21 protein-coding genes, 1 other RNA gene and 1 pseudogene are annotated in these 18,332 nt (G+C 71.4%); 5 read left to right on the forward strand and 18 right to left on the reverse strand.

Annotated features, from left to right (window positions below; genetic code table 11):
* Positions 1-533: 533 nt before the first annotated feature.
* The gene (panB, locus tag DVK07_RS13185) at positions 534-1,340 is read right to left on the reverse strand and encodes a 3-methyl-2-oxobutanoate hydroxymethyltransferase (RefSeq protein ID WP_121597495.1); all 807 of its coding nucleotides are present in this window, start codon (positions 1,338-1,340) and stop codon (positions 534-536) included.
* Positions 1,341-1,458: 118 nt separating this feature from the next.
* Between panB and DVK07_RS13190 the strand changes: the two genes are divergently transcribed.
* Entirely contained in the window at positions 1,459-1,809 is a 351-nt protein-coding gene (locus tag DVK07_RS13190) for a DUF5822 domain-containing protein (protein WP_121597496.1), read from the forward strand.
* Between the two features lie 29 nt (positions 1,810-1,838).
* Here DVK07_RS13190 and DVK07_RS13195 read toward each other — a convergent pair whose 3' ends face one another.
* From DVK07_RS13195 to DVK07_RS13210, 4 genes are all read right to left on the reverse strand, one after another.
* The gene (locus DVK07_RS13195) at positions 1,839-2,441 is read right to left on the reverse strand and encodes an HAD family hydrolase (RefSeq protein ID WP_121597497.1); all 603 of its coding nucleotides are present in this window, start codon (positions 2,439-2,441) and stop codon (positions 1,839-1,841) included.
* On the reverse strand, positions 2,438-3,625 hold the full coding sequence (locus DVK07_RS13200) for an acyl-CoA dehydrogenase family protein (RefSeq protein WP_121597498.1): 1,188 nt from the start codon (positions 3,623-3,625) through the stop codon (positions 2,438-2,440). Before DVK07_RS13200 ends, DVK07_RS13195 begins: the two co-directional genes overlap by 4 nt.
* A 68-nt stretch (positions 3,626-3,693) precedes the next feature.
* Positions 3,694-4,716: an AIR synthase family protein gene (locus DVK07_RS13205; protein ID WP_121597517.1), complete on the reverse strand. Its 1,023-nt coding sequence runs from the start codon at positions 4,714-4,716 to the stop codon at positions 3,694-3,696.
* Positions 4,713-5,945: a DHHA1 domain-containing protein gene (locus tag DVK07_RS13210; RefSeq protein ID WP_121597499.1), complete on the reverse strand. Its 1,233-nt coding sequence runs from the start codon at positions 5,943-5,945 to the stop codon at positions 4,713-4,715. Before DVK07_RS13210 ends, DVK07_RS13205 begins: the two co-directional genes overlap by 4 nt.
* 531 nt (positions 5,946-6,476) lie before the next feature.
* Here DVK07_RS13210 and DVK07_RS13215 point away from each other — a divergent pair.
* A complete protein-coding gene (locus DVK07_RS13215; protein ID WP_121597500.1) occupies positions 6,477-6,731 on the forward strand; it encodes a hypothetical protein in 255 nt (84 codons plus the stop codon).
* A gap of 118 nt (positions 6,732-6,849) precedes the next feature.
* Here the strand turns inward: DVK07_RS13215 and DVK07_RS13220 are convergent, their stop codons facing one another.
* From DVK07_RS13220 to DVK07_RS13265, 11 genes are all read right to left on the reverse strand, one after another.
* Positions 6,850-7,050 (reverse strand): dodecin, encoded by a 201-nt coding sequence (locus DVK07_RS13220; RefSeq protein WP_004597524.1) that lies wholly within the window; start codon positions 7,048-7,050, stop codon positions 6,850-6,852.
* A 74-nt stretch (positions 7,051-7,124) separates the two neighbouring features.
* On the reverse strand, positions 7,125-7,463 hold the full coding sequence (locus tag DVK07_RS13225) for a hypothetical protein (protein WP_121597501.1): 339 nt from the start codon (positions 7,461-7,463) through the stop codon (positions 7,125-7,127).
* Between the two features lie 103 nt (positions 7,464-7,566).
* A complete protein-coding gene (locus DVK07_RS13230; protein WP_121597502.1) occupies positions 7,567-7,812 on the reverse strand; it encodes a DUF5816 domain-containing protein in 246 nt (81 codons plus the stop codon).
* A gap of 108 nt (positions 7,813-7,920) precedes the next feature.
* On the reverse strand, positions 7,921-8,295 hold the full coding sequence (locus DVK07_RS13235; protein WP_121597503.1) for an iron-sulfur cluster assembly accessory protein: 375 nt from the start codon (positions 8,293-8,295) through the stop codon (positions 7,921-7,923).
* Between the two features lie 83 nt (positions 8,296-8,378).
* A complete protein-coding gene (locus DVK07_RS13240) occupies positions 8,379-9,578 on the reverse strand; it encodes a mechanosensitive ion channel family protein (protein WP_121597504.1) in 1,200 nt (399 codons plus the stop codon).
* A 93-nt stretch (positions 9,579-9,671) separates the two neighbouring features.
* Entirely contained in the window at positions 9,672-10,949 is a 1,278-nt protein-coding gene (gene hisD, locus DVK07_RS13245; RefSeq protein ID WP_121597505.1) for a histidinol dehydrogenase, read from the reverse strand.
* Positions 10,950-11,054: 105 nt separating this feature from the next.
* Positions 11,055-11,264, reverse strand: coding sequence for a hypothetical protein (locus DVK07_RS13250; protein ID WP_121597506.1), 210 nt, complete (start codon positions 11,262-11,264; stop codon positions 11,055-11,057).
* Between the two features lie 8 nt (positions 11,265-11,272).
* Complete coding sequence (locus DVK07_RS13255; protein WP_121597507.1) at positions 11,273-12,238, reverse strand: phytoene/squalene synthase family protein; 966 nt, start codon at positions 12,236-12,238, stop codon at positions 11,273-11,275.
* A gap of 160 nt (positions 12,239-12,398) precedes the next feature.
* Complete coding sequence (locus tag DVK07_RS24210) at positions 12,399-12,530, reverse strand: HVO_2523 family zinc finger protein (RefSeq protein WP_008441020.1); 132 nt, start codon at positions 12,528-12,530, stop codon at positions 12,399-12,401.
* Positions 12,531-12,656: 126 nt separating this feature from the next.
* Positions 12,657-13,208: a hypothetical protein gene (locus DVK07_RS13260; protein WP_121597508.1), complete on the reverse strand. Its 552-nt coding sequence runs from the start codon at positions 13,206-13,208 to the stop codon at positions 12,657-12,659.
* Between the two features lie 128 nt (positions 13,209-13,336).
* On the reverse strand, positions 13,337-13,909 hold the full coding sequence (locus DVK07_RS13265) for a cysteine hydrolase family protein (protein ID WP_121597509.1): 573 nt from the start codon (positions 13,907-13,909) through the stop codon (positions 13,337-13,339).
* A gap of 172 nt (positions 13,910-14,081) precedes the next feature.
* Here DVK07_RS13265 and DVK07_RS13270 point away from each other — a divergent pair, with 172 nt between their 5' ends.
* Both DVK07_RS13270 and DVK07_RS13275 read left to right on the forward strand, forming a co-directional pair.
* Positions 14,082-15,851 carry an Hvo_1808 family surface protein gene (locus tag DVK07_RS13270; protein WP_121597510.1) on the forward strand — a complete coding sequence of 590 codons (1,770 nt, stop codon included), beginning with the start codon at positions 14,082-14,084 and terminating at the stop codon, positions 15,849-15,851.
* Between the two features lie 57 nt (positions 15,852-15,908).
* Complete coding sequence (locus DVK07_RS13275; RefSeq protein ID WP_121597511.1) at positions 15,909-17,069, forward strand: nicotinate phosphoribosyltransferase; 1,161 nt, start codon at positions 15,909-15,911, stop codon at positions 17,067-17,069.
* Between the two features lie 23 nt (positions 17,070-17,092).
* Here the strand turns inward: DVK07_RS13275 and DVK07_RS13280 are convergent, their stop codons facing one another.
* On the reverse strand, positions 17,093-17,695 hold the full coding sequence (locus DVK07_RS13280; RefSeq protein WP_004597545.1) for a TIGR00296 family protein: 603 nt from the start codon (positions 17,693-17,695) through the stop codon (positions 17,093-17,095).
* A 150-nt stretch (positions 17,696-17,845) separates the two neighbouring features.
* Here DVK07_RS13280 and rnpB point away from each other — a divergent pair.
* Positions 17,846-18,178: RNase P RNA component (gene rnpB / locus DVK07_RS13285), an RNA gene on the forward strand.
* Between the two features lie 34 nt (positions 18,179-18,212).
* On the opposite strand, the pseudogene DVK07_RS23650 reads toward rnpB, so the two are convergent.
* Positions 18,213-18,332: pseudogene (locus DVK07_RS23650) on the reverse strand (IS6 family transposase); the annotation flags it as partial.

Raw genomic sequence — 18,332 nt, forward strand, 5'->3', positions numbered from 1 at the left:
TTTCCACGGTGGCGCGTGCCTGCGAGCGTGCCGCCGAAGGCGGCCGCGAGCCAGCACGCGCGAGGTCGCCGGCGCTGCGCGCCGGCTGCCAGAGGGACCTTCGGTCCCTCGCTGGAGTCAGTCGGTCGGAGCGAAGCGGAGACCGACTGACGAGGCTGGGGAGGCGTGGGGTGCTGTGCGGGGTGGGACTCGAAGGGGCAGCCGGGAGGCGGGCGCAGGCGTTCACGAGAGCGAAGCTCTCGTGAGCCAATCAGAACGCAGAGCGTTCTGATGACGACGTAAGCACCGCAGGAGCGAGTGAAACGAGCGACGAGGAGCGTGGTTCGAGAGAGCAAAGCTCTCTCGTCATCCCGAAAATCTCCGATTTTCGGGCGACAGCGAGCGTGCGCCCGCCTCCCGGCTGGGGCTTCGGTGGTGTTCACCGCAGATCCACAGTCAGTTATTTATAAGCGAGCGGCTGGGGCTTCGGAGTGGTTCGCGATGATCAGCGAGTTTCCACCAGAAACGATGCCGTACTCGTCTCGGAAAGGCACTCAGTACAAGTCGTCCAGATCCTCCTCGACGTGCGAGTGTTCCTCGGCCGGGAACTCGCCGCTCGTCACGGCCTCGCGGTACGCCTCGACGGCGTCGACCATCTCCCCGCGCACGTCGCCGAACTGCCGCGCGAACGGCGGCGACCACTCGCCGAGGCCGACCGCGTCGTTGATCACGAGGACTTGCCCGTCGCAGTCGGAGCCAGCTCCGATGCCGATCGTGGGGATCTCCAGCGCCTCGGTCACCGCGCCGGCGAGGTTCGCCGGGACGTGTTCCAACACGAGCGCGAACGCTCCGGCATCGGCGTGCGCGCCCGCGAGGTCGATTATCTCCTCCGCGGCGTCCTGTTCGGTCCCCTGTCGGGTGTAGCCGCCGAGGCGGTTCACGTGCTGGGGGGTCAAGCCGAGGTGCGCCATCACCGGGATCCCGACCTCGGTCATGCGGCGGGTGGTCGAGACGGTGTGCGGGCCGCTCTCGATCTTCACCGCGTCCGCGTTCGCCTCCTTCAGCAGGCGGCCGGCGTTGCGCACCGACTCGGCCTCGTCGACGCCGAAGGAGAGGAACGGCATGTCGGCGACGACGAGGGCGTCCTCGGTCGCCCGCGCGACCGCCGCGGTCCGGCTCGCGACCTCGTCGAACGTCACGGGGAGCGTCGAGTCGTACCCCAGGGCGGCGTTGCCCATGCTGTCGCCGACGAGAACGACGTCGATCCCGGCCTCGTCGACGACCGCCGCCGTCGGGGCGTCGTAGGCGGTCAGCATCGTGATCGGATCCTCGGCGTCCCGGAGTCCCCGCGTCGTGGTCATGCCTCGGAGTCACCCGCGCGCCGCCCTAAATTCGTCGGGAACCGGAAACCGAGCGCGGCGAGTGGTGGTGCGGCGATCGACCGCCACCGATTTGCCGCTCCGCCGCGGAGTCCGTCGCGTGCAACCAGTCGAGCGGGCCGAGTACGAGGGGGTCGACTACGCGTGGGTGATGCAGACGACGTTCGTCGTCACCATCCTCGTCGGCGCGCCCGCCGCGGCCCTCCTCTCGACGCTCGTGACGCTGGAGACGTGGGGAGCGCGCGCCGCGTTCGCGGTCCGGGTCGGCGCCCCCATCTGGTTCGTCACCGCGGTCGCCGTCGCGCTGTACGCGAAGCGGGCCGAGGCCGGCGACGGCGGCGCGGGGACGGACGACGGAGCCGGCTCGGCCGACGACGGAGAGCCGATCGGGAACGGAGACCCGACCGACGACGGAGAGCCGACGGCGAACGAAGCCGGAAAGGGAGACTGAACGGGCGCGGCGGCTTTTCTCCGCGCGCGCTACTCCGCGAGCAGGTCCGAGACCCACGCGAAGTCGACGCCGCCGCGCTCGGCGGCGACCGCGTCGGTCCGCGAGTCGCCGACGAACAGCGCGTCCCCCGGGGCGGCGCCGAGCCGGTCGACCGCCGCGAGCAGCGATTCCGGGGCCGGCTTGTGGGTCTCGACGCTGTCGCGGCCGACGATCGCGTCCGAGACGAGCGCGTCGGCGAGCCCGTGGGTCTCGACCGCGATCCGACACGCCTCCTCGCAGTTGAGCGAGCAGACGCCCGCGGGGGGATGCGGACCGCCGCCGTCCGGGACTCCGGTCAGTCGATCCCCGAGCGGGAGCCGCGTCGACTCGCGGGCGCCGGGGCGCTCGTGGTCCGCGATCGCCGCCTCGACCGCGGCCCGGATCCCGTAGTCGTCGGCCGCGCCGAGCAGGTCCCACAGCTCCTCGGTCGGGGGGATGAGCGCGCGCTCGGCGTAGACGTCGAGGACCGCGTCCGCCACCGCGTCCCAGTCGACCGCGAGCTCGACGAGGGTGCCGTCGAGGTCGTAGACGACCGCGTCGTAGCCGGCGAGGCGGGAGCCGGTCAGCGCCGACTCCGGGTCCCCGTCGCTCACTCGCCGAACACCCCCCGGGCGATGATCGTCTTCTGGATCTCGGTCGTCCCCTCGTAGATCTCCGTGATCTTCGCGTCGCGGTAGAGCCGCTCGACGTCGAACTCGGTGGTGTAGCCGTAGCCGCCGTGGATCTGGACCGCCTCGTTCGTCACCGACATCGCGGCCTCGCTGGCGCGGTACTTCGCCTTCGAGGCCGCGACGCGGTAGTCCTCGCCCGCCTCCGCCTGCCGGCACGCCTCGCGGACGAGCAGCCGCGCCGCCGACACGTCCGTCGACATCTCCGCGAGCTTGTGCCGTATCGTCTGGATGTCGCCGATCGGGCGGTCGAACTGCTCGCGCTCCTCGGCGTACGAGGTCGCCTCGTCGAGCGCGGCCTGGGCGACGCCGACCGCCTGCGCCGCGATGCCGATCCGACCCTCGGTGAGCGTCCGGAAGGCCGCGGAGAGCCCCTTCCCCTCCTCGGTGAGCCGGTTCTCGGCGGGGACGCGACAGTCGTCGAACGTGATCCCGGTCGTGTCCGACGCGCGGAGCCCGAGCTTCTCCTCCTTCTTGCCGACCTCGAACCCCTCAATGTCCGCGGGGACGAGGAACTGGGTGATCGCGTCGTCGTCGGGGGCGGCCTCCCCGTCGTCGCCGCCCTCACTCGCGACCTTCGCGAAGACGATCGCGACGCCGCCCCGTTTCCCGTTCGTGATCCACTGCTTCTCGCCGTTGAGGACGTACTCGTCCGCCTCGGGGTCGTGCGTCGCGGTCGTGGACATCTGGGCCGGGTTCGACCCCGCCTGCGGCTCGGAGAGGCAGAACATCCCGACCGGGCGGCCGGTCTCGGCCATCTCCGGGAGCCACGCCTCGCGCTGCGCCTCCGTCCCGAACTCGGCGATACAAGAGGTGGCGAGGCAGTGGACGGAGAGCGCGGTCGCGACCGCGAGCGACCCGTGCGCCAGCGCCTCGTTGGCGACCGCGTAGGTCGTCTCGTCGGCGCCGAAGCCGCCGTACTCCTCGGGGACGGTGAGGCCCGTCAGGCCCAGTTCCGCGAGCCCGTCCCACACGTCCTCCGGGAACGTCTCCGTCTCGTCGGCCTCGGCCGCGGTCGGCCGGACCTCCTCGGCCGCGAACTCCTCGACGAGGTCGCGGACCGCCGCCTGCTCGTCGGTGAGCGCCGACCCGACGCGTGCTCCGGTCATGTCACCGCCTTCGGTCCCTCACCGAAAAAGGTGAGCGATCGGGCGGGGACCTGCGGCGTCGGCTCGCCTCACTCGCCGGACTCGCGCGCCTCCCACAGGGGGTACAGCTCGTCCCGCGGCGGCGCCGCGAGCGACTCCCCGTCGATCCGGACGGTCCCCGGCTCGGCGTCGCCCGGATCACCGTCGCGGCCCTCGGCGGCCTCGACGACGCCGATCGCCGCCCCCTCGATCCCGGCGGCGTCGAGCGCGTCGAGCGCCTCGTCGACCCGCGCCGGCGGGACCGCGGCGAGCAGGGCCCCCGAGCCGAACGACTTGAGCGGGTCGACGCCGAGCGCGTCACAGCAGGCCCGCGTCTCGGGCCGGACCGGGACCGCGTCGCGGTTGACGGCGAAGGCGGTCCCGCTCGCGGCCGACATCTCGACGAGCGCGGTGGCGACGCCGCCCTCGGTCGGATCGTGGAGGGCGGTCGCGGCGTCGCGGACCGCGGCCGCGTCGGGGACGACGCTCACGTCGTCGAGGAACCCGGCGGCGGCCTCGAGCGTCGCGGCCGGGACGCCCGCCTCGCGGCACGCCTCGCGGAAGTCGGTCGCGAGGATCGCGGTCGCCTCGATCGCCGCGCCCTTGGTGAGGAGGAGGCGGTCGCCGGGCTCGGCGGCGCCGCTCGACACGAAGCGGTCCGTCGTGCCCATCGCCGTCATCGCACAGAGCGGGCGCGAGAGCGCGTCGAGCACCTCGGTGTGGCCGCCGACGACCGACACCCCGAGGTCGCGCGCGGTCGCGTCGACCTGTTCGACGACCGTCCGGAGCCGGTCGGGGTCGTCGTCGGGTAAAAAGAGGGTGTGCGTGAGCCACCGCGGGTCGGCGCCGCTCGTCGCGACGTCGTTACACGCGACGTGGACCGCGAGGGTGCCGACCGACTCCGCGGCTAAGGAGAGGGGGTCGGCCGCGACGACGAGCGTCTCCCCGGCGCCGGAGAGGTCGATCGCGGCCGCGTCCTCGCCGTAGGCGGGCCCCTGCGTCACCGCCGCGTCCGACGCGCCGGTGGCCGCGAGCGCCGCCGCGAGCGCGTCGGGGCCGAGCTTGCCGGTCATCGCTCCCGGAGCCACGCCGCGACGGCCTCGGGGTCGGCGTCGAGGCCGCCGCCCTGCGCGAACGTCGGGCCGCCGCCCCCGCCGCCGCCGAACTCGTCGGTGACCGCGCCGACGACGTCGCCCGCGTCGACGTCGACGTCGCTGGCGTCGCCGTCGGCGGCGACCACGACGAAGGGGGCGTCCCCCGTCCCGACCGCGGCGAGGGCGTCGGGGCCGCCGTCGCTCCCGACCGCCTCGGTCGCCGGCTCCCGGAGCTCGTTCGGATCGGCGTCGTCGACGACCCCGATCGCCCAGCGGGCGCCGTCGACCTCGGTGACCGGGAGGTCGCGAAGGCGGGCCGCGAGCAGCTCCTCGCGGGCGTCCCGGAGGTCCGCCTCCAGCCGATCGGCCTCGTCGCGGAGGCGGGAGACGGCGTCCGGGAGGTCGCCGACGCGCGCGTCGAGCGTCGTCGCGGCGTCGAGCGCGGCGGCGTGGACCGCGCCGAGCTCGTCGATGGCGGTCGGGCCGACCGCGAACTCGACGCGGGTCACGCCCTCGCCGGGGTTCGACCGCTCCAGCACCGTCACCGGTCCGATCTCCGACGTGTTCGCGACGTGGGTCCCGCCGCAGGCGGCGACGTCCCAGGGGTCACCCTCGGCGCCGACGGTGACGACCCGGACCGCGTCGCCGCCGCTCATCGCGCCCTCCTCCGTCTTGGTGTTGAACGCGATGCCGTCGATCTCGCGAGCCTCCTCGGCCGAGTGGGTCGCCCACGAGACGGGCAGCGAGTCCCAGACCGCGCGGTTGGCGAGCCGCTCTAACTCGATCAGGTCGCCGTCGCCCAGCGGCTCGGCGGTCGTCAGGTCGACGCGGACCTTCGTCTCGGAGATGTCGAAGCCGGCGTAGCCGAGGTCGTCTGCGATCCGGCGCGCAGCCCCGTACAGCACGTGCGAGGCGGTGTGCGCCCGGGCGCAGTAGGTGCGAAAGGCGTCGTCGACGAGGCCCGTGACGGCGTCGCCGGGCGCGAGGCCGACCTCGGCGTCCGGGTCGAGCGCGTGGACGACCGCCCCGTCGCGCTCGACCACGTCGTCGACGAGGTGGCCGTCGAGCGTCCCTCGGTCGGCGGGCTGGCCGCCCGACTCGGGGTAGAAGTACGTCTCGTCGAGGACGACCTCGCGGCCGTCGACGGACTCGACCGTCGCTTCGAACTCCCGGACCGTCGGCTCGGCCGGCGCGCGTGAAGCGGTCATTAGCGGGTCGTGGAGGCGGGCGGATAAATAGGTGGCCGCCGCGGTATCGCTTATAAATAAGCGAGGCGGTGCGGCGGTGACTGGTGTGGCGGTGCGGTGGCGCGTGCCTGCGAGCGGCCGATAGGCCGCGAGGAGCACGCGCGAGGGACGCCGCGAGCGAAGCGAGCGGCGAGGCTGGGGAGGCGTGAGGTGCTGTGCGGTGCGGGGTGGGACTCGAAGGGGCAGCCGGGAGGGCGGCGTAGGCGACGCAAGCACCGCAGGGAGCGAGTGAAACGAGCGACCGAGGAGCGCAGCGAGCGTACGACGGCCTCCCGGCTGGGGCTTCGGCGGTGTTCGTCGTCGATCCGCCCGCAACGATTTATAAATGAGCGGCTATGGCTTCGGCGGTGTTCGTCGTCGATCCGCCCGCAACGATTTATAAATGAGCGGCTATGGCTTCGGGAGTGTTCACTGCCCATCCGCAATCGATCATAAATGAGCGACACGCCACCCGTCGATAGTTTATTTTTGCCGGCCAACGCACGGGATGATATGTCGCCCTCCGACGAATCGAACGAGGAACAGATACGCGCAATAGTCCGCGAGGAGGTCACCAGAACGGCCCGGACACTCGTCGGGACCGTCCTCTGGACGCTGCTCTCCATCTTCACGGTGTTGGTTGGAATTCAGCTGGTCCAGTTCGCGCTGTACGCGGCGTCCGCCGCCGCAGCCGCGGGGTTCGTCCTCGCCGGAGCGGTCGTGACCGGGTCGAGTCTCTACCTGCTGTATCTCACACACTGGGCGTAGTGTCCGTGCTTGGAGATCCGGCGCGCGAACGCGACCGGGACCAGAATCGAACGCCAACAGCGCCGACTACTCGAGAGTCGCGATCACCGATAAATAACACGTGAAAACCGCGTCGCGCTCAGCCCTCGAGCTCGAACGCGACCTCGACTTCGGCCTGGTACTCGCGCTCGGCGTCCCCCTGAAGCTCGACCCCGAACTCCTCTACTTCCGCCCAGTAGACGTTTTCGAGGGTGTCTTCCGCGCGGTCGATGGCCTCGTCGGCCGCGGCGTCGAAGCTCTCGTCGCTCGTCCCGATCAGCGTGATTTTCTTGAACACCATGTCGCATGCTGGTAGGACGCACGAGGGGATAAAAATACGCGTCCGCGGAGGCAGCGGGCGGACCCGCCGCTCGGTTACGGGCTGCCGGGCGCGCCTTCCATCACGGCGAAGTCCTCGCCGTCGTGGTCGATGCCGATGACCGCCCAGTCGTACGGCGGTTTCGCGGAGACGAGCCGGTCTTGGAGGTCGCTCGCGCGGTCGCGCCACGTGACGAAACACCGGAGCCGCGCCGGGTCGCCCCCGTCTGCGAGATACGGGTCGAGCTCGTCGTCGTCCATACACAGCACCGTCACGAACACGCGCCGCCACTTGCGTTCCGCGACGAACTCTCGTCCGCCGTCGGAGACGGTGTATCCCAGTTCGCGGAAGACGTCTCTGGCCTCGGTCGTCGGGGGGATGCTCGCAGTGGCCATCTACCTCGAAGTTCGGCACCATCCGTGATAAACTTTCTCACGATTTCGATCGCGGAGAATCGGCGGGGCCGTCGGGAACCGTCCGGAGCGCAGCGAACGCGGCTCACTCGTGGGCCGCGTCCCACTCGTCCGGCTTCCGGAGGTTCCCGCACGCGGTACACTGGATCCGCCCCATCGTGTCCATCGCGGTGTCGAAGGAGCCGCAGTTGCCGCAGCGGAACCCCCAGCGGGACTCGCCCGCCTCGTCCTCGAACACGAGGTAGAAGGGCCCGTCCGCGCCGCGCTCGGTGCGCGACCGGTCGGTGTACACCCGCTCGCCGCTCGGCGTCGTCGACGCTTCCAAGCTCATGGCGTCCCGTACCCTCCCGAGCGACTTAAGCGGCGGACTCGCGCGTCGGAGGGAAACGAAGGGTGACGAAGGAAAACGAAGGAAATCCGGGAATCGGACCGCGGCCCGCTACGTCCGGAACGACTCGCCGCAGCCGCACTCCGAGACGACGTTCGGGTTCTCGACCTCGAAGCCGGCCGCCTGCAGCCCGTGCTCGTAGTCGAGCGTGCTCCCGCCGATGTAGTTCTTGCTCGCGGGATCGACGAACACCCGGAGCCCGTGATGCTCCACGACGAGGTCGTCGTCCTCCGGTTCGGTGTCGAAGCGCATCCCGTACGACAGCCCCGCGCAGCCGCCCTGCTGGACGAACAGCCGCAGCCCGGCGATGTCGGTGTCGAACCCCTCGCCCTCCAGGAGCGAGAGCGCCTCCTCGGCGGCGTCGGGGGTCACCTCGATCGCCGGGTCGTTCCCCTCGGTCCCGGTGTCGGCCGGTTCGGTACTCATGCGAACGCGTTCGGTACGGACACTCAAAACCCTGCCGGCGGGCGCGGACCGATCGGTCGTCTCGGGCGTCGAGGGTCTCGCGCTCACGGCGTCTCCCCCCGCGATCCGGGACCCCCCGCGTCGGCGTCCGGATCGACGCCGGGCTCCGCGTCGGCCCCCGGATCGCGGGGGATTTCGCCGTCGCGAGCGGGTGATTCGCCGTCGCGAGAAGGGGCCGCCGGAGGCGACCCGGCGGCGTTCGCGACGGTCACGTCGCGCTTCGGGTACGGGATCTCGATCCCGGCGTCGCCGAGCGCCACGTACAGCGCGCGGTTGAGCTCGTGTTGCGCGCGGCGGCGACGGGTCGGACCGTTCACCCAGCAGAGGAGCTCGTACTGGAGCGCGGAGTCGCCGAACGAGCGGAAGCGGGCGCGGGGTTTCGGCGAGTCGAGGACGAGCGGCTCCCCGGCCAGAACCTCCATAGCGAGCGCCTCGAACTCGTCCACGTCGGTCCCGTAGGCGACGCCGATCGGGACCCGCACGCGGCGGCGGCGCTGCGGCGCCGACTCGTTCGTCACCTTCGCGGCGTTGAGCGCCGCGTTCGGCACCGTCACCAGCACCTCGTCGCGGGTGAGCAGCGTCGTCGAGCGCACGCCGACCTTGATCACGGTCCCGGCGGTCCCGTCGTCTAAGACGATGTAGTCGCCGATCTTGTACGTGTCGTCGAAGTACAGCGCGATCCCGCCGAAGAAGTTCGCCACCGTGTCCTTCGCCGCGAAGCCGACCGTGATGCCCGCGACCCCCGCCGCGCCGAGCAGCGGCGTGATCTCGATGCCCCACAGCCACAGCAGGGTGCCGACGCTCCCGACCAGCACCGCGAGCGTCCAGACGTTCGAGAAGACGGGCGCGAAGTCGAACCGGCCTCCCTCCGCGTTGACCGCGGCGACGACCCGGTTCACGACCGCGTTGGCCGCGTACGCCCAGACGAGGACGATCACCGAAAGCGACGGGCGCCCGAACACCGCGTCGAGCAACTGCGGCTCCACGAGCACCGACGCGCGCACCGCGGGGACCTGCGTGAGCACGAACACCCCCGCGAGCGCCGCGGTGACGACGAGCGGCGCCCGCAGCGAGGCGATGACGATGTCGTCGTACCCGGTGTCCGTGTGTGAGACGTAGCGCCGAGCGAACCGGAGGACGACGAACTCCATCCCGAGGGCGGCGACGACCGAGATGAGGAGGACGGCGACCGTCGCCTCGACCGCGGTGAAGCCCTCGAACAGCGCCGCGAGCGACGGAATCATGTCACTCGGAACGCGACAGTGCGAGATAACCGTTTCTGCGGCGCCGCCGGTGCGGATCTGCGTCGAGACCGGCCGAGCCGACCGCCCCCGCCGCTACTCGAAGCGCTTCCGCACGCTCTCGGCGTGCGCCTCTAACCCCTCCGCCTCGGCGAGCGTCGTGATCGTGTCGGAGAGGTCGCCGAGCGCGTCGCGGTCGAGCCGCTGGACCGTCGACGACCGGAGGAACGTGTCGACGGAGAGCCCGCCGTAGCGCTTCGCGCCGCCGTTCGTCGGCAGCACGTGGTTCGTCCCGGCCGCGTAGTCCCCGGCGGCGACCGGCGAGTACGGGCCGAAGAAGACGGAGCCGGCGTTGGTGATCCGGTCTAAGAGCGCCTCGTCGTCCTCGGCCACGATCGAGAGGTGTTCGGCGGCGTACTCCTCGGCGAAGAGGACCGCCTCGGGCATCGACCGCGCGTGAAGCACGCCCGAGGCCTCGTTGTCGAGCGCGGCCCGGATCGTCTCCTCGCGGTCGCGTGCGGCCGCCTGCGCCTCGACCGCGTCGGCGACGGCCGCGGCGAGGTCGGCGTCGTCGGTGACCGCGACGACCGAGGCGTTCGGGTCGTGCTCGGCCTGCGCGACGAGGTCGGCCGCGACGAGGTCGGGGTCGGCGGTCTCGTCGGCGAGGACCAGCACCTCGCTCGGGCCGGCGAGGAAGTCGATCTCGACGTCGCCCTGCACGATCGACTTCGCGGCCGTGACCCACTTGTTGCCCGGCCCCACGACCTTCTGGACCCGCGTCACCGTCTCCGTCCCGTACGCGAGCGCGGCGATGGCCTGCGCGCCGCCGGCCTGGTACACCGCGTCGGCCCCCGCCTCGTGGATCGCCGCGAGGGTGACCGGGTTCAGCTCCTCCGCGGGCGGGGTCGCGACCGCGACGTGGTCGACGCCGGCGACGACCGCGGGGATCACGCCCATCAGCGCGCTGGAGGGGTACGCGGCCGCGCCGCCGGGCACGTACACCCCGGCGCGGTCGATCGGGCGGAAGCGGCGGCCCAGCTCGCGGCCGCCGAAGTCGTCGCGCCAGTCCTCGGGGCGCTGCCGCTCGTGGAACTCGCGCACGTTCGCGGCCGCCTCCTGGACCGCGTCGAGGACGGGGGCGTCCGCGTCTGCCAGCTCCTCGTGCGCCCGTTCCGCGTCGTCCGTCACGTCGACGTTGCCGACGGCGACGCCGTCGAACTCCTCCGCGAACTCGCGGACCGCGACGTCGCCCTCCTCGCGGACCCGCTCGACGATCTCCCGCACGTCTTCGCGGACCCCCTCGACCCCGGCGTCGCGCTCGAAGAACGCGCGCCGCTCGGCGGGCGAGAGGTCCGCGACGGTTCGTACGTCCATACGCGCCGTCGGGGACGGCGGGGCAAGGGCGTTCCGACTCGGCCGAGCCGCGCGCACGCTCGGTGGACGTCGGGGTCGGCCGCGCGGACGCGACCGCCCGTCGACTTAGGTCAGCCGGCGGATCCCGGTCGCGTCGAGGACGGCGAGGACGACGAGGACGGCCATGAGCGCGGCCGCCGCGAAGAGGACGGGGGACGACACGGCGACGGCGACCTCGTAGGGGGCCACCAGCCGGGTCACGCCGCGGAGGAGGAAGGAGACGAACACGAGGCCGAAGGCGGCGACCGCGAGCGAGACGAACCGGGAGCGGTCCATGCGGCTGCTCAGTCCGTCTGCGGGACGCCCGCGCCGTGCGGGCCGTGCCCGTGGCGGTCGCGGCGGGGCTCGAAGTCGGTACACATGTCGTAGAACACCGCCTCGGGGTCCTTGTTCCACTGCCACTTCCAGCGCGTGCGGACGAGCAGCGACAGCTTCCGGGTGAGCGACAGCTCGGGGGTGGTCGAGACGGTGTCGTAGCCGCGGTTCCGGATGAGGCGGTGGTGGTCGACGTACAGCACCGCCGAGAGCAGCACCGCGAGCTGGCAGTCCTCGGGGAGGTACTTGATCCCCGCGACGCCCTCCTCGTAGAGCCGCTCGGTGCGGGCCATCTCCTCGCGGATCGCGGCCGCGACGTCCTCGTCGAACTCCAGATCGAGGATCTGCTGCTCTCTCACGCCGTGGCGGCGGAGCGTCTCCAAGGGGAGGTAGATCCGGTCGCGCTCGACGACGTCCTCGCGCACGTCCCGGAGGAAGTTCGTCATCTGGAACGCCTCGCCGAGCTTCGTCGCGTGCGGGAGCGCCTCGGCCTCCTGCTCCGGGTCGAGGTCCATGATCGCCGTCATCATGCGCCCGACGGCGGCCGCGGAGCCGTCCATGTACGCCTCGAGGTCCGCGTACGTCTCGTAGCGGTCGGTGTCGATGTCGCTCGCCATCGCGTCCACGAACGAGTGGACGTCCCCGTCGGGGATGTCGTTGCGCTCGACCACCTCGGCGAACGCCTCTAAGACGGGGTCGTCGGTCGGCTCCTCGCCGAGCGCGGCCGCCCGGAGCCGGTCGAGTTCGGCCCGCTGCTCGGCGGGCGTTCCGGTGTCCTCGGCGTCGACGACCTCGTCGGCGATGCGGAAGAATCCGTACAGCACGTACGTCGGATGGCGGATCCGCTGGGGCAGCAGCCGGGTCGCGACGTGGAACGTCTTCCCGGTGCGCCGCTGGATCCGCTTGCTCCGGGCAACCTGTTTTTGCTCTACCATGCTGACCTCGGAGGGTCGGCGTGGAGGATCACGTACGGGTCGCCCATCATGGAAGAAAGGTCGGCCTCCAAGAACATAACAGTTCGCACGACCCAGTCTGGTTCTCCGTCACCCCTGTTAACTCCGGCGACCGGACGCGGCGCGAGAGGCGACCGGCAGCTCAGTAGAACGTGTCGCTACAGTCGTAGACGACGCCGTGAGCCGGACAGACGTACTTACAGTGCCGGTGGTACATCGGCGTCTCGCAGACCGGGCACGGGCGGCCGCCGTCGTTTCCCGATTCGTCGCTCACGGCGGAGCCACGCGGTCGAGGGGCAAAACCCTGTCCTCCGGTCCGGCCGCCGCGACACCTGACCAGTCAGTCGTCCGGGATCGGTCGACCGCGAACCGATTGGCTGTCGCCCGGCTCCGAGCCCGATCAGCTGTCGGCCAGCCGGCCGTAGACGGACCGAGCCACCCGCTCCTCGCCGAACGGGAGCGTCAACACGCCCTCCCAGTCGGAGCCGGTGAGCGCGTCGACCGTCTCCCCGTCGAGCTCGACGCGCCGCACCTCGGTCCCGTCGAGCGTCATCGACACCACGAACGCCGCCGGGTCGTCGGTCGCGCCGGCCTCGTCGAGCCGGGTCCGGAACGTCTCGACGCCCGCGTCGGGGAGCACGACCTGAACGAGGTACTCGCCCTCCTCGGCGAAGACGCCCTTGACGCGGTCGAGGTCGCTCGCGTCGAACAGCAGCGCGTCGGTCCCGTCGTCGCCGGTCAGCCGCGCCTCGAACGGCGCGTCCGGGTCGACCGCGGCCGATTCGGGACCGTCGTCGGCCTCCTCCGAACCCCCACCGGCCGGGCCCGATCCGCCGCCGAGCCCGCCGACCGCCTCGCCGTCCGTCACCGTCGCCGCGCCCGCGAAGCCGACGGCGCCGACCGCGCAGGCCGCGCCGAGGCCGCCGAGCACGCCCCGCCGAGAGATGTCCATACCTCGCGGTTCCGGCGAGCGGTAAAAAGGGTTACACGCCGATTTCCGCGCGCGATAATTTCGGCGGCCGGAACGTTCGCGCTCGGCGGGAAGCCGCGACCGTGCGGACGGTGACGGGTCGACCGCGACTACTCGAACGCGACCTCGTCCCGGTTCGTCGTCTCGCCGAACAGCCAGTCGGCGTGATCGACGGCGTACTCGCGGTGCTCCTCGGTGATGTAGCCGAGCGCGTCCTCGACGACGACGGGTCGGTAGTCGCGGAGCCCCGCGCTGCCGGCGGTGTGGAGGACGCAGACGTTCGCGAGCGTGCCGCAGATCAGCAGGTCGTCGATTCCGTGCGCGTCGAGGTACCCCTCCAGGTCGGTCTGATAGAAGGCGTCGTAGGTGTGCTTCTCGACGACGTGGTCGCCGTCGCGCACGTCGAGGTCGGCGACGAGTTCGGCGTCCCACGACCCCTCGACGACGTGTTCGCCCCACCGGTCGAACTCGTCGTAGTAGTGCGTCTCGTCGAACTGTTCGGGCGGGTGGACGTCGCGGGTGTAGACGACGCTCGCGCCGGCCTCGCGGGCGCGGTCGACGAGCGCCGTCACCGGCTCGACCGCCGCCTCGCTCGGCTCGGCGTAGAGGCTCCCGTCGGGGTGACAGAACCCGTTTTGCATGTCGACGACGACAACCGCGGTATCGGTCGGATCGAACGCCATACCGGAGGTTGGCGCGCGGGGGCCAAAAACCGTCGTCCCCGACGCGAGAGCGCGCGACGAGAGCGCGGCACCCGACCGCCGCCGCGAGCCGTCGAACCGCGCCAAAAAATCCGCCGGCCGCGGCGCCGAAGGAACCGACAAACTACTTACCGGCGCGTCCGATACGCTTCGTATGCGACGGGTTCTCACCCTCTCGACCGCGGCTGCGGCCGTCGCCGCAGTCGCCGTCCTGTGTGTCGCCTTCACCGCCGGCGTCGCCGCCGCTCCGGACGCCGGCGCGGTCCCCGCCGCGTCCGGTAGCGGGCCGACGGCGCCGGGCGTAACGCTCTCCGCGTCCGCCGACGAGTGCGACACCGGCGACGGCACGGAACTGGTGGGCTGCTGGAACGGGACCCACTACGAGGAGTCGGTCGACTTCGAGGAGACGGACGGGCTCAACGAGTCCCAGCTGTCGGCGCTGACCGACCTCACGATGGCCCGGGTCGAACACGTCCGAGAGCGCCCGTTCAAGGAGGACGTCCCGGTCGAGACGGTCACGCGGAGCGAGTACGCCAACGACACCGCGAGCGGCAACGGCTCCGAGGCGTTCCGGCGCTGGAACGACCAAGTGTGGGAGGCGCTGTTCGTCGTCGGCGACGAGACGAACGCCAACGACGAGATCGACTCGGTGTTCGGCGGCGCGGTCTCCGGCTTCTACTCGCCCTCGCAGGACCGGATCGTCATCGTCGTCCCCGACGGCGAGTCGCCCGACATCGACCCCTCGACGCTCGCGCACGAGCTGCTCCACGCGATGCAAGACCAGTACCACGACCTCACCGACCCGCGCTACGTCGGCGCGACCCAGGACGGCGACCTCGCGGTCGACGGGATAATCGAGGGGGAGGCGGTCCACGTCGAGGAGCGGTACGCCGCCCGCTGCGCCGACAACTGGACCTGTGCCGAGGCGCCCGAGAGCGACGGCGGCGGCGGCGGCGCCGAATTCAACTTCGGCATCCTCCAGACCGTCCTCCAGCCGTACGGCGACGGCGCGCTGTACGTCCGCGAGCTCCGCGACGAGGGCGGGTGGGCGGCCGTCAACGCGACGATGAACGACCCGCCCGAGTCGACCGCGGAAGTGATCCACCGCAACCCCGACTACGAGGAGGGCAACGTCACCTTCGAGGACGCCGCGACCGAGGGGTGGGAGACGTACCCGGACCAGGGCGTCGACGGCGCGGAGACCGCGGGCGAGGCGTCGATGTTCGTGATGTTCTGGTATCAGAGCTTAGAGTACGAACACGCCGTGTTGGAGCCCGACGCGACCGTCCGGCAGAACGTCCAGATCCACCTCGACGCCGAGGCCGAGCTCGAAACGCGGCAGGTCTACAACTACGCGCACCCCGTGACGGCCGGCTGGGCCGGCGACGAGCTGTACCCCTACCGGAACGGCGACCGCGACGGCTACGTCTGGGCGACCGAGTGGCAGACCGAGGACGACGCCGCGGCGTTCCGCGACGCCTACGTGCGGATGCTGACCGCGCACGGCGACGCCGACTACGCCGACGGGACCGTCTACGAGATCGGCGAGGAGAGCGACTTCCCCGGCGCGTACGGCGTCGAGCGCGACGGGAGGAGCGTGACGATCACCCACGCGCCCTCGCCGGAGGGCGTCCTCGAACTCCGCCCGGAAGCCGACCTCACGCTCCCGGACGCCGACGGCACCGACGGCGCAGACGGGAGCGACGGCGATGACGGCGACGGCGCGGACAGCAATAGCAGCGACGACGGCGACACCGACGGCGCGGACGGAAGCGACGGCGCGGACGGGAGCGACGGCACGGACGGGAGCGACGGCGCGGACGGAAGCGAGGACACCAACGACAGCACTCCCGGGTTCGGCGTCGCGGCGGCGCTCGTCGCCCTCGTGGCCGCGCTCGGACTGGCTGCGCGACGGGCGGCGTAGGCGCCGCGCCCGTCGCGACACGGGTGGCTTTTCGTCCCCGCGACCGAACCGAGACGTATGAGCGAGTTCGACATCGTCGACGCGGCCGCGGTCCGGGAGGGGCGCGCGACCGACGCGTACTTCGAGCGGACCGAGGCGGCGCTGGAGGCGGCCGGGCGGAACCCCCGCGTGGTCGCCGAGGTGACCGCCGACCAGTTCCCGGACGGGGAGTTCGAGCTGTTCGCCGGGCTCGGGAACGCCGTCGAGCTGCTGGCCGGCCGCGACGTCGACGTGGACGCGGTCCCGGAGGGCCGGCTGTTCGACGGCGGCCCGGTGATGCGGATCGAGGGGCCGTACCTCGCGTTCGCGCGGCTGGAGACGTCGCTTTTGGGCTTTCTCTCGCACGCCTCCGGCATGGCGACGGCGGCGCTCGACTGCCGGGTCGCCGCGCCCGACTCGCGGATCCTCTCGTTCGGCGCGCGCCACGTCCACCCCGCGATGACCGCGGCGGTCGAGCGCTCCGCGCTGGTGGGCGGGTTCGACGGCTTCTCGCACGTCGCCGCCGGCGAGCTGATCGGTCGGGAGGCGTCGGGGACGATGCCGCACGCGCTCGCCATCTGCTTCGGGCGCGGCGAGCAGGAGGCCGCGTGGCGCGCCTACGACGAGGGCGTGCCGGCGGACGCGCCCCGGATCGCGCTGTGTGACACCTACTCCGACGAGGTCGACGAGGTCCTTCGCGCGGTCGAGACCCTCGGCGACGACCTCGACGGCGTCCGCCTGGACACGACCGGCTCCCGCCGCGGCGACTTCCGACACATAATCCGCGAGGTCGGGTGGGAGCTCGACGCGCGCGGCCACGAGGACGTCGACGTGTACGTCTCCGGCGGGCTCGGGCCCGCCGACCTCCGAGAACTTCGCGACGTCGTCGACGGGTTCGGCGTCGGCGGGTACGTCTCCAACGCGGACCCGGTCGACTTCGCGCTCGACCTCGTCGCTGTCGACGGCGAGCCGGCCGCCAAGCGAGGGAAGCTCTCGAACGCGAAGGACGTCTACCGCACCGCCGACGGCGCGCACGCGGTCGGGCTCGCGGACCGCTCCGGGCCCGAGGGCGCCGAGTCGCTCATGGAGCCCGTGATCCGCGACGGCGAGGTGGTCGCCGAGGACGCCTTCGACCTGTCGGCCGCGACGGAGCGGGCGCTCGCGGACGCGGAGGCGGTCGGGTACGGGACGGACGGCTGAACAGAAAAGAGGGGTCGGGCGGGTTACAGCTCCTCGACGGCGCCGCCGTCAGCGCGCTCTCGGAACACCTGGCCCTCGATGAGCGTCACCATGGTGTCCTCCTCCTGCCAGGCGGTCGGCGAGAGCTTCGCCTTACGGCAGGTGCGAGAGAGGAACTCCGCGGCCGACCAGCCGTTCTCGACGGGGACCGTCGGGTAGAGCCAGCCGTGGGCGTTGCCGCTGTCGACGGCGACGCCGTGGGTGCCGACCTCGAGGTCTTCGGCGGGGTCGTTCGTGAGGACGGTGTTGGAGACGACGAACACGGAGACGGTGATGTTGTCCAGTTCCTTCGGCTCGACCTCGGAGCCGCAGGAGTCGCCCGAGGCCGCCTTGATAGCGGCCTCGACGATCGCGTGGCCGAGCTGATCTGAGGTGTCCCAGGCGCCGGCGCAGCCGCGGAGGCGGCCGCGGCCCCTGGTGGACTCCAATCGAACGAACGCCCCGGTGCGGGCGTAGAACGCCTCTCGCATACTGCCCGGTTGTTCGCGTTGTCCGTGTCGGACGAACGACTCGACCGCCTCCCGCGCGAGTTCGACCGCTCGTGCACCGTCGTCGTACGACAGCTGAACGGTCTGAGCCTCGGACATGAGAGTCCATTACAGTGCTGGCGACTTGAACGCTTCCCTTGTGGCACCGTTCTCGCGGCGTTCGCGGCGTCTCCGCTGAAAGCCGCCGCGCACGGCCCGGAGACGCCCCGACCGAACCGCTTATTCGCCGGCGGGCGCTACCACGGACCGGACAGAGGGAGCCCGACTCCCGTGCCCCTGGCATGAGGAAAGTCCCCCCACCGGCCGGACAGGCGACCGGGCACACGCCCGGAGTCGGAGACGGCTGGCTCTGGAACAGCAACGACACCCCCCGCCCCGACCGATGACCCGTGCGAACCGACCCGCGAGGGAAGGGAGTTAACCCGGGGAGGGCGCGTGGCTTTGTCACGTTACAGACGGGCGGGAACGGATGGAACGGCGAATCCTCGCCGGTGCAAGTCCGCGCCACAAGGTAGTCCGGCCACGGCGCGGACGCTCAGCCGAATGTCGGGACGAACCGAAGGGGGCTTACTCCCCTCAGTCCGCTCACACCGACCAGCGGCGCGACTCGGTCGCGTTAAGTTTGGCGTGAATTGTGGTAGACGGCGAAGGCTTCGAGCCAGTTTTGAGCTGTCTCTAGCGCGACATTGCTAAAACTATTCGCAAACGATGATGTTCGTCGTTCTATTTCCCAAAA

The organism is Halorubrum sp. Atlit-26R (assembly GCF_003666015.1).
In the GTDB taxonomy this organism is placed as follows: Archaea; Halobacteriota; Halobacteria; order Halobacteriales; family Haloferacaceae; genus Halorubrum.

What these genes read in the sequence shown, in the direction of transcription:
- DVK07_RS13270 (WP_121597510.1), top strand. Translation starts at nt 14,082, where the DNA reads ATGCGACGGGTTCTCACCCTCTCGACCGCGGCTGCGGCCGTCGCCGCA.
- DVK07_RS13210 (WP_121597499.1), bottom strand. Translation starts at nt 5,945, where the DNA reads ATGACCGCTTCACGCGCGCCGGCCGAGCCGACGGTCCGGGAGTTCGAA.
- DVK07_RS13250 (WP_121597506.1), bottom strand. Translation starts at nt 11,264, where the DNA reads ATGGACCGCTCCCGGTTCGTCTCGCTCGCGGTCGCCGCCTTCGGCCTC.
- DVK07_RS13260 (WP_121597508.1), bottom strand. Translation starts at nt 13,208, where the DNA reads ATGGACATCTCTCGGCGGGGCGTGCTCGGCGGCCTCGGCGCGGCCTGC.
- DVK07_RS13255 (WP_121597507.1), bottom strand. Translation starts at nt 12,238, where the DNA reads ATGGTAGAGCAAAAACAGGTTGCCCGGAGCAAGCGGATCCAGCGGCGC.
- panB (WP_121597495.1), bottom strand. Translation starts at nt 1,340, where the DNA reads ATGACCACGACGCGGGGACTCCGGGACGCCGAGGATCCGATCACGATG.
- hisD (WP_121597505.1), bottom strand. Translation starts at nt 10,949, where the DNA reads ATGGACGTACGAACCGTCGCGGACCTCTCGCCCGCCGAGCGGCGCGCG.
- DVK07_RS13240 (WP_121597504.1), bottom strand. Translation starts at nt 9,578, where the DNA reads ATGATTCCGTCGCTCGCGGCGCTGTTCGAGGGCTTCACCGCGGTCGAG.
- DVK07_RS13275 (WP_121597511.1), top strand. Translation starts at nt 15,909, where the DNA reads ATGAGCGAGTTCGACATCGTCGACGCGGCCGCGGTCCGGGAGGGGCGC.
- DVK07_RS13235 (WP_121597503.1), bottom strand. Translation starts at nt 8,295, where the DNA reads ATGAGTACCGAACCGGCCGACACCGGGACCGAGGGGAACGACCCGGCG.
- DVK07_RS13225 (WP_121597501.1), bottom strand. Translation starts at nt 7,463, where the DNA reads ATGGCCACTGCGAGCATCCCCCCGACGACCGAGGCCAGAGACGTCTTC.
- DVK07_RS13280 (WP_004597545.1), bottom strand. Translation starts at nt 17,695, where the DNA reads ATGTCCGAGGCTCAGACCGTTCAGCTGTCGTACGACGACGGTGCACGA.
- DVK07_RS13215 (WP_121597500.1), top strand. Translation starts at nt 6,477, where the DNA reads ATGTCGCCCTCCGACGAATCGAACGAGGAACAGATACGCGCAATAGTC.
- DVK07_RS13200 (WP_121597498.1), bottom strand. Translation starts at nt 3,625, where the DNA reads ATGACCGGAGCACGCGTCGGGTCGGCGCTCACCGACGAGCAGGCGGCG.
- DVK07_RS13205 (WP_121597517.1), bottom strand. Translation starts at nt 4,716, where the DNA reads ATGACCGGCAAGCTCGGCCCCGACGCGCTCGCGGCGGCGCTCGCGGCC.
- DVK07_RS13230 (WP_121597502.1), bottom strand. Translation starts at nt 7,812, where the DNA reads ATGAGCTTGGAAGCGTCGACGACGCCGAGCGGCGAGCGGGTGTACACC.
- DVK07_RS13220 (WP_004597524.1), bottom strand. Translation starts at nt 7,050, where the DNA reads ATGGTGTTCAAGAAAATCACGCTGATCGGGACGAGCGACGAGAGCTTC.
- DVK07_RS13265 (WP_121597509.1), bottom strand. Translation starts at nt 13,909, where the DNA reads ATGGCGTTCGATCCGACCGATACCGCGGTTGTCGTCGTCGACATGCAA.